A 7,483-nucleotide genomic window follows, 5' to 3' on the forward strand; every position below is an offset into this window, starting at 1 on the left:
AACATGAAGTTTTCACCGGAAATACCTTTCACCTTGGAAGCTTTATCAAAGAGATTGCGGAATTGTTTTTCACCCAAGCCGTACATGTGGCGGAGTTTTTGTTTCTCAGCCAGTTGCAGACCGTAACCGCTGATCTTTCTTCTTTGGTTATTGCCATGTTGGCCGGGAGGGAAAGGACGTTTTTGCAGTTCTTTGCCGGTTCCGCTCAGGGAGATTCCCAGACGGCGGCTTAATTTGAATTTAGGACCTGTGTAGCGAGCCATGTATTCGATTGCTCCTTTAAATGTGCTTTTGTGATTGTTGGGGCTGACGCGAGTGCCTGACTTTGTTTATGAAGTTGCCTTCCCTGCAGGAAAGTTCAGCCGCTGTCCCGCAGGCAACAAAATCAGCGAGGGTGTGACACTCCGATCAACAGGAACGTTTATGCACGCTCAGACATCTACTAATTTTATAAGATAAGCCTGCCAAATGTCAAGGCGGGATCGTGAAGTTTATGCAGAAGGGATTTCTAGAAAAAGGAAGTAATAAAATCTTAAAAAACTTCACGCCATTCATAGACTGAATATAGTATAATAGTACTATATCAACCGGACGGATTAGCAAGGATAAGATTTACCGGTTACGAGGAGTAAAACATGCAAGGCGACCTAGGGAAACAGCGCGGTGCGGATGAGTGGCATGGCATCGGTGGGGCGGTATTGCCTGAGGCGATTTGGGGAGAGGCAGTGTCAATAAACATTGATGCTGTTTTGCGCGATTCTTTTATGCTTTGGACCGAGGAGCTCCGACACACCGGTTATGGTGATTGCAGGTGCTTTCTTCAAATCGGCCTTCTTAAAGCTAGCGAAACCTTAGAAGATCTGAAAAAACATCCTACTTTGTACCTGCCTGATTTTGGAACGGAAGATGATGCAAAGACAAGCCGCTTGATGGCAGAGATCTGCATTCAATCCGGAAAGGGCAGTTGTGACGGCCGCATAGCGGTCTGGCCGGTTCATTTGGAAAACGGTCCGACTGTGGCTGCCCTCGGTATTTTTTTATCAGAGAACGCCAATATTTCGGAGTTGGACTTTGCTGTCGGCTTCTTCTCTTTGTGCTGCCGGACGGTTTTGGATTCGAGGCGGGCAAAGGAGCTTGCCGAACAAATGGAGCGGGAAAAGCAAGCGGGAAATAAGAAGGACGCCGTCTTTCACTCGGTTCGAAAGCTGATCACGCTGATCGATGTCCAACTCATTTTGTCGGAGGTTGTTTACCAAATTCGGGAATACTACCCTGACGCTGAATTGAGTCTGTTATTATCTCAGGATTACCGCGACGGTAATTTGCCGGTGAAGCCGCTTAATATATTTGATGTAAACAACGAGCTCTGCACCCGGGCATTCATGGAAGGCCGGCTTATTGATTCACTCTCGAAAGAAGGACGCTGTAGTGAGGTGGCTTCGCCCCTGGCAGGAAAACAAGGGGTGTACGGGGTGCTTCATCTGCATTGCGAGAGTGTGGGTTTTTCGGCAGTGGATTTGGGCTTCATCAGTATGATCACGACAGCTGCGGGGACCGCATTCGAAAACGCCCGGTTGTATGAACAGTCCAATCTGCTTGTCGGGGAACTGCGATCGATTAACGAGATCACCCAGCGTTTGAATCAAAGCTTGAAGCTGCAAGAAATTTTTCAGTTCGCATTGATGGAACTGATCCGGATCTTTGAAGCCGAGTATTGTTGCATCCTGCAATTTGAGGGGGACGGCAGCGATTATGTCGTACAAGCCAGCAATATCGAAACGATGCTAGGCGAAGTCTTTTCTTCGGAAGAAGGCTATGTTGGCATCGTTTGTGGCACAAAGGAGCCGGTTATCGTTTCGGACTATTTGGACCAAACCGCTGTGAAGTCGCGCTTTATGGAAATGACAGAGTCCCGTTCTCTACTGGGTACTCCGATTTTCATGAAAGGCGATGTGGTCGGCGCGATTCTAATTACCCACCGGTTTCCCAATTATTTCACCTATGAAAATTATAAGCTGCTCTTCGTTCTTTCCGGCGCCATCGGACTTGCCATTGAAAATGCCTCTCTCCATGCAGAAGTCAAGCGGATGGCCATCACCGACAATTTGACGGGTCTCTATACCCGGAGGTTTCTGGACGAACAGGTTACGCTGCATCAGCATTCGGATGAATGCGGCGCAATTATCGTCGTAGACATCGATGACTTCAAGCTAATTAACGATACATACGGCCATCAAACGGGAGACCGGGTGCTAATCCAGGTTAGCTCCATCGTCCGGGCCAGTATCCGGGATTCCGATACAGCTGCCCGGTGGGGTGGGGAAGAGCTGGCTGTCTACATCCCGCAGGTCGGCCTTCAACAAGCGGAACGAGTAGCGGAGCGAATTCGGCTCAAAGTCAAACGGGAAACTGACCCGGCGGTTACAGTTTCCTGCGGTATTGCGGAATGGCGAGAAGGTGACAACCTCATCAATCCGAGCGAACTTTTCTATAGGGCGGATATGGGATTGTATCAGGCAAAACGCGAAGGCAAGAACCAAACCCGGGCGAATTAGGTCGAATCAAGATGAAATGTAAGGGTTTTAAAAATGTTTGTTGCGCCACTCTCCTGTTCAAGGTATCATGGAGATAGCAATATAATTCATTGAAATAAATGCGGAGGGATACATATGTCCAGCGCGAATAACGCAGCGATTGTAGAAATTTCCCAAACAGCCAACCGTTTCCGTTCATCCATCGTGTTGCAGTATGAAAGCAAGTACATTGACGTGAAGAGCATCCTTGGATTATTCACGACTTTGGTTACTAGCGGAGAATACAACCTACACGTTCACGGCCCGGATGCAGAAGAAGCCGTAGCGGCGATGACGGAAGTATTTGCAAAGCATAACATGAATGTGAAAGCAATCAGCGAATAAGAAAGACGAGGCATCCCAGTCGGGGTGCTTTTCTTTTTCTTCATCAGAATTTATAAGTTAATGACTATAATAAACCCGGTTTCGAAACGGTAAGCGCCGCTCGTACTGGCATCGGGGTCCCTGAAAAGTACCTGAATAAGCTTCGTCATGTTTGACTGCACTATTTGGGGCGCCAGTGTCTACGGTGGCTGTTTAGCCAGTTTTCCTTGTATATTGCCGCAATTTCGACTAATATAAGGCTAATGGGATTTTCACTTCATAAGAATTAATATGTTTGGCACTATGATAAGCCTTATTCCGCTATGGTAAACGCCGCTCGTCCTGTAAGGACGGCGTTAGCCGTTTATCCTTGGCTGATGATTTTTTTACGGACAGGGGGTTAGCAGGATGTCTTCATCCGATGTGCTTCTGAATTTGAATGAGCGGGCACTTTCCTTATTACAGGAGGATGCCGCCAAGATCGAAAAGCTGATCGAAGTTCAGATGGATAATCTGACGACCCGCAAGTGTCCGCTGTACGAGGAAGTGCTGGATACGCAAATGTATGGGCTATCCCGGGAAGTGGATTTTGCGGTAAGAGCCGGACTTATCAACGAAGCGGCGGGCAAGAGTCTCCTAAGCAAGCTGGAGCGCAATTTGGCCGCACTTTATGAAATGATAAAGAGATGATCGAACGATAAAAGGATGACCCCCCGGGTCATCCTTTTTTTGCGACTATTGATGCTTCGGATAGCCAATCGCCATTAGACAAAGAAGAAGGCGATGCCCAGAATTATATATACCGCCAGCAATAGTACACCTTCATACCAATTGGTGCGGCCGTCTCTGGAAATGGAGGAAGCGATAAAAGTGGCTACGCCGATGGCGACAAGCTCGTAGGTGGTGAACACCAGATCCATGGTTTGTCCCATGAAAAAACTGATAAAAACGAGAAGCGGCGCCACAAACAAAGAGATCTGCAGTCCACTGCCGACGGCGATTTCCACGGATGCGCCGATTTTGTTTTTACGTGCCATGATGACTGCGGCTGAATGCTCTGCAGCATTGCCGATGATAGCGATAAGGAAGGCGCCTACGAACAGCTCGGACAGTTGAAAGCGGTGAGTGAATTCTTCAACGGTGCCCACCAGCCATTCGCTGACGAGAGCGACCATTGCCGTAGCGATCACCAGATTGACGATGGAGCGCTTTTTCGACCAAAGGGCCTCTCCATGCTCGGTCTGTTCGTCTCCTAACACATTCTTGTGGGTGCTCATGGAGAAGTAGAGCCACAGGAAGTAAGCAATGATAAGTACGCCTGCGATGATAAGGCTGAATTGGTGCATCTTGATTCCGGCCAAATCCTTGTAAAAGGCGGCGGGAATGAACAAGGAAATAATCGCCAAGAGCATGAGCGAGGAGTTGTGAGAGGCCATATTGATGTTGAATTTTTGCTCTTTATACTTCATGCCGCCTACCAGGGCGCTTACACCTAGAACCAGCAGCAAATTGCCGATGATGGAGCCGGTAATGCTGGCTTTCACGATTTCGAACAACTCAGGCTTCCCGTTGACGGCATCTTTGATGAGGATAATCGCAATAATAAGTTCAGCCGCATTGCCGAAAGTGGCGTTCAGAAAGCCCCCCATGCGCTCTCCCGCATAATGCGCCACACTTTCCGTTGCTTTTCCCAAGAAGCCCGCTACGAAAATAACGGCGATGCAGGCGATAATGAATTGCAGAGTCGTATTCATTCCACTGTAGTGGACGATTCCTGCCAATACAAAGCTGGCGATTACGCCAATATCGAATGGTTTTATCTTCATTTGCTTCCCTCGCACATCAAATTATGTCAGAAATCTTTCCTTATTTTAGACGATTTGGCTATGGAGAGCAAATCATCACATTTACGTGATTCGACAAATGAAAAGTAACCGTCTTCATTGACGGGGGAACCAACATCTTATTATAATGAGATAAATATCCAATGCTATTGTCATATAGAGAAGGGAGTGAGCCGACAGTGGAAGAACTTCATACGGGTTTTATACGGATATCCGATGATGTAGTTGCCACGATTGCCGGTTTGGCGGCGGTTGACACAGTCGGAATTGCAGCAATGTCAGGGGGCATATCGGAAGGCTTGGCAAAGCGGTTAAGCGGCCGAAATGTGCAAAAAGGCGTAACTGTCGAAGTTGGTCAATTGGAAGCGGCTGTGGATCTTCGGGTCATTGTGCAGTATGGCTCGCAAATCCATAATGTATGCCATGAGTTGCAGTTGAACGTCCGGGAAGCCGTTGAGAACATGACCGGTCTTCGCGTTGTCGAAGTCAATGTCAAGGTGGACGGAGTCGCGTTCAAGGATAAAGAGGAAGACCTGGAAGAACCGAATCGTGTAAAATAATGCATTCCATAGATTTTGAAAATGAAAAAGAGAGCCCATTGGTTTTGGAGCTCTCTTTTTTCGTGTTTTCATTTTAATATGATCGAGTTACGGGGTGCCGGCCCCTTTCCGTTTTCCTCTTGGAGGAAGACTCCTCGAGAACGGGTTCCCGCGAGATGCCCAAGACGATTCCCATAGAGAGGAGGACGGCTAAAGCGGAAGAACCACCGTAGCTGATTAATGGCAGGGTAACGCCTGTCATCGGGATCGTGTTGGTGACGCCACCGATATTGATCAGAGCTTGGACCCCGATCATGCTCATGATGCCGATACCTGCAAGTGAGGCGAATTTGTCGGAGCAGCGCAACGATACCACAATGCCCCGCCAGATGAATAAAGCGTAAACCAACAGGAAGATCGCGGTTTTGATAAAACCAAGCTCTTCTCCGATAATGGCGAAAATAAAATCGCTGTGTGCCTGGGACAGAAAGTGAAGCTTCTGGATACTGTTGCCGATACCTGTTCCGGTTAATCCTCCATGGCCGAAAGCAAAGAGAGAGTTGGCAATTTGCCAGGTTGAATTTTGCATATCACCGAAGGGGTTCCGCATGGCGGTGAGCCGTTCAATCCGGTAGGAGGTTTTCGTCGGGTCTTTCAGCATGGGCATGAAAATATAGAGAGCTCCGACGAACAGGCCGCTCGCTCCGATGACGACAGTGTGGAAGATCCGAGCACCGCCGACGAGGATGACGATTGCGGAACCGCCCAACAAAATGGAGGCAGACCCCATGTCTCCTTCAAGCAGGATCAGGAAAGCGACGACTCCGGTAACGACCAGACAGGGCAATAATCCATTTTTGAAATTGGATAATTTATCCCCTTTATTGGTAATGAGCGCCGCCAGATACAGCACGATGCCTAGTTTGGCGAATTCCGAAGGTTGGAGGTTCAAGGGACCCAGATCAATCCAGCTTCTCGATCCATATTGGTCGCCGTTGCCGATCATTAAGACGAGAATCAACATGATAATGATACAGCAAAATAAAGGAAAAACCAGCTTCCGCAGTTTGGCATAGGACATGTTCATAAAAATAAACATGCCGACAATCCCCATGGCGAAGGCGATGATTTGCTTTTTGGCGAAAACGAGGGAGTTGCCGCCGTTATCATAGGTAGAAACCATAGAACTGGCACTGAACACCATCAAAATCCCGAAGGCCCCCAGGGCAAGAGTAAGAAAAAAGAGCAAATAATCAGGTGGTTTGCGTTTGGTTTTACTATCCATTATGGTTTACTCGGCCAAAAGCTGCTTGATCTTATCGATGCGCTCTTGAGCTTCTTTCATGATAGAATCGGGAATGGCAACCTCGTAATCTAGACCATGGGGAAAGGTTTCCGCTCCAATGTATGTATCCGTCAATTGCAATATGGCGTAAGGGTTCTCCAGCTTGCCTTCAGTAACCCGTGCGTTAATCCGTAAAAAGTAATGACTAGCTCCGACTGGATCGGTTATTTTGTGATCATAGGTGGCCCGGTAGTATTCCCACTGCCAACGAATGAAACCCGCCTTATCCATGGCCTCGTCCATCGTCGCTAAGTCGCTAGTCCTGCCGTGCAATCCTGCGTTTTCGATGATCATATAGGAGCCTCCTGATAATAGTTTCAACTTGTGTGGGGGTTATCCATTCATTGTTTATGATAGTATGTTTCCAGTGCCAGCGCAACCGTTTCGGCTTCAATCCCTCGTTGTGGGAGCAAGGGCGTTTTGGTAAAATAGAAGAATATTTAATAGCTCGGGAGGGCAGGAAGATGACAAAATGGGAACAACGCATTGACCAGCTATTCCCGCGTATGGTGGAATGGCGGCGTCACTTGCATGAGAACCCGGAACTTTCCTATAAGGAAGAACGGACCATGCAGTTTATTAAAAGCAAGCTGACTGATCTTGATCTGGACATTGAAGATCATGTCGGCGGATACGGTTTGACTGCCTTGCTTAGAGGCGGAAAGCCGGGCCCGACTGTTGCATTGAGAGCGGATATAGATGCATTACCCATTCAGGACGAGAAGAACCTTCCCTACTCATCCAAAATCCCCGGTGTTATGCACGCATGCGGTCATGATGGCCATACGACGACGCTTCTTACCGTTGCCGGGCTGCTTAGCGAAATTCGGGAGGATTTAGCGGGAAACGTAAAGTTTA

8 protein-coding genes and 1 pseudogene are annotated in these 7,483 nt (G+C 48.1%); 5 read left to right on the forward strand and 4 right to left on the reverse strand.

What is annotated here, in order from left to right; translation table 11 throughout:
- Positions 1 to 263: pseudogene (locus TJ79_RS01715) on the reverse strand (30S ribosomal protein S4); the annotation flags it as partial.
- A 372-nt stretch (positions 264 to 635) separates the two neighbouring features.
- Between TJ79_RS01715 and TJ79_RS01720 the strand changes: the two are divergent.
- The 3 genes from TJ79_RS01720 (at position 636) to TJ79_RS01730 (ending at position 3,587) form a co-directional block, all read left to right on the forward strand.
- Positions 636 to 2,555: a sensor domain-containing diguanylate cyclase gene (locus tag TJ79_RS01720; RefSeq protein ID WP_052339171.1), complete on the forward strand. Its 1,920-nt coding sequence runs from the start codon at positions 636 to 638 to the stop codon at positions 2,553 to 2,555.
- 114 nt (positions 2,556 to 2,669) lie between these two features.
- Positions 2,670 to 2,918 carry an HPr family phosphocarrier protein gene (locus TJ79_RS01725; protein ID WP_040948564.1) on the forward strand — a complete coding sequence of 83 codons (249 nt, stop codon included), beginning with the start codon at positions 2,670 to 2,672 and terminating at the stop codon, positions 2,916 to 2,918.
- 387 nt (positions 2,919 to 3,305) lie between these two features.
- On the forward strand, positions 3,306 to 3,587 hold the full coding sequence (locus TJ79_RS01730; RefSeq protein ID WP_040948565.1) for an Fpa/YlaN family protein: 282 nt from the start codon (positions 3,306 to 3,308) through the stop codon (positions 3,585 to 3,587).
- A 74-nt stretch (positions 3,588 to 3,661) separates the two neighbouring features.
- On the opposite strand, the gene cax is transcribed toward TJ79_RS01730, so the two are convergent.
- Positions 3,662 to 4,723, reverse strand: a complete 1,062-nt coding sequence (cax, locus tag TJ79_RS01735) for a calcium/proton exchanger (protein ID WP_040948566.1) — start codon at positions 4,721 to 4,723, stop codon at positions 3,662 to 3,664.
- 161 nt (positions 4,724 to 4,884) lie between these two features.
- Between cax and TJ79_RS01740 the strand changes: the two genes are divergently transcribed.
- Entirely contained in the window at positions 4,885 to 5,301 is a 417-nt protein-coding gene (locus TJ79_RS01740; protein WP_052339172.1) for an Asp23/Gls24 family envelope stress response protein, read from the forward strand.
- Positions 5,302 to 5,374: 73 nt separating this feature from the next.
- Here the strand turns inward: TJ79_RS01740 and ftsW are convergent, their stop codons facing one another.
- On the reverse strand, positions 5,375 to 6,565 hold the full coding sequence (gene ftsW / locus TJ79_RS01745) for a putative lipid II flippase FtsW (protein WP_052339173.1): 1,191 nt from the start codon (positions 6,563 to 6,565) through the stop codon (positions 5,375 to 5,377).
- A 6-nt stretch (positions 6,566 to 6,571) separates the two neighbouring features.
- The gene (locus tag TJ79_RS01750) at positions 6,572 to 6,919 is read right to left on the reverse strand and encodes a YugN family protein (RefSeq protein WP_040948568.1); all 348 of its coding nucleotides are present in this window, start codon (positions 6,917 to 6,919) and stop codon (positions 6,572 to 6,574) included.
- 170 nt (positions 6,920 to 7,089) lie between these two features.
- On the opposite strand from TJ79_RS01750, the gene TJ79_RS01755 reads away from it, so the two are divergent.
- A partial coding sequence (locus TJ79_RS01755; RefSeq protein ID WP_040948569.1) for a M20 metallopeptidase family protein occupies positions 7,090 to 7,483 on the forward strand: 394 nt, incomplete at its 3' end.

The organism is Gorillibacterium massiliense (assembly GCF_000455485.1).
GTDB classification, from domain to species: domain Bacteria; phylum Bacillota; class Bacilli; order Paenibacillales; family NBRC-103111; genus Gorillibacterium; species Gorillibacterium massiliense.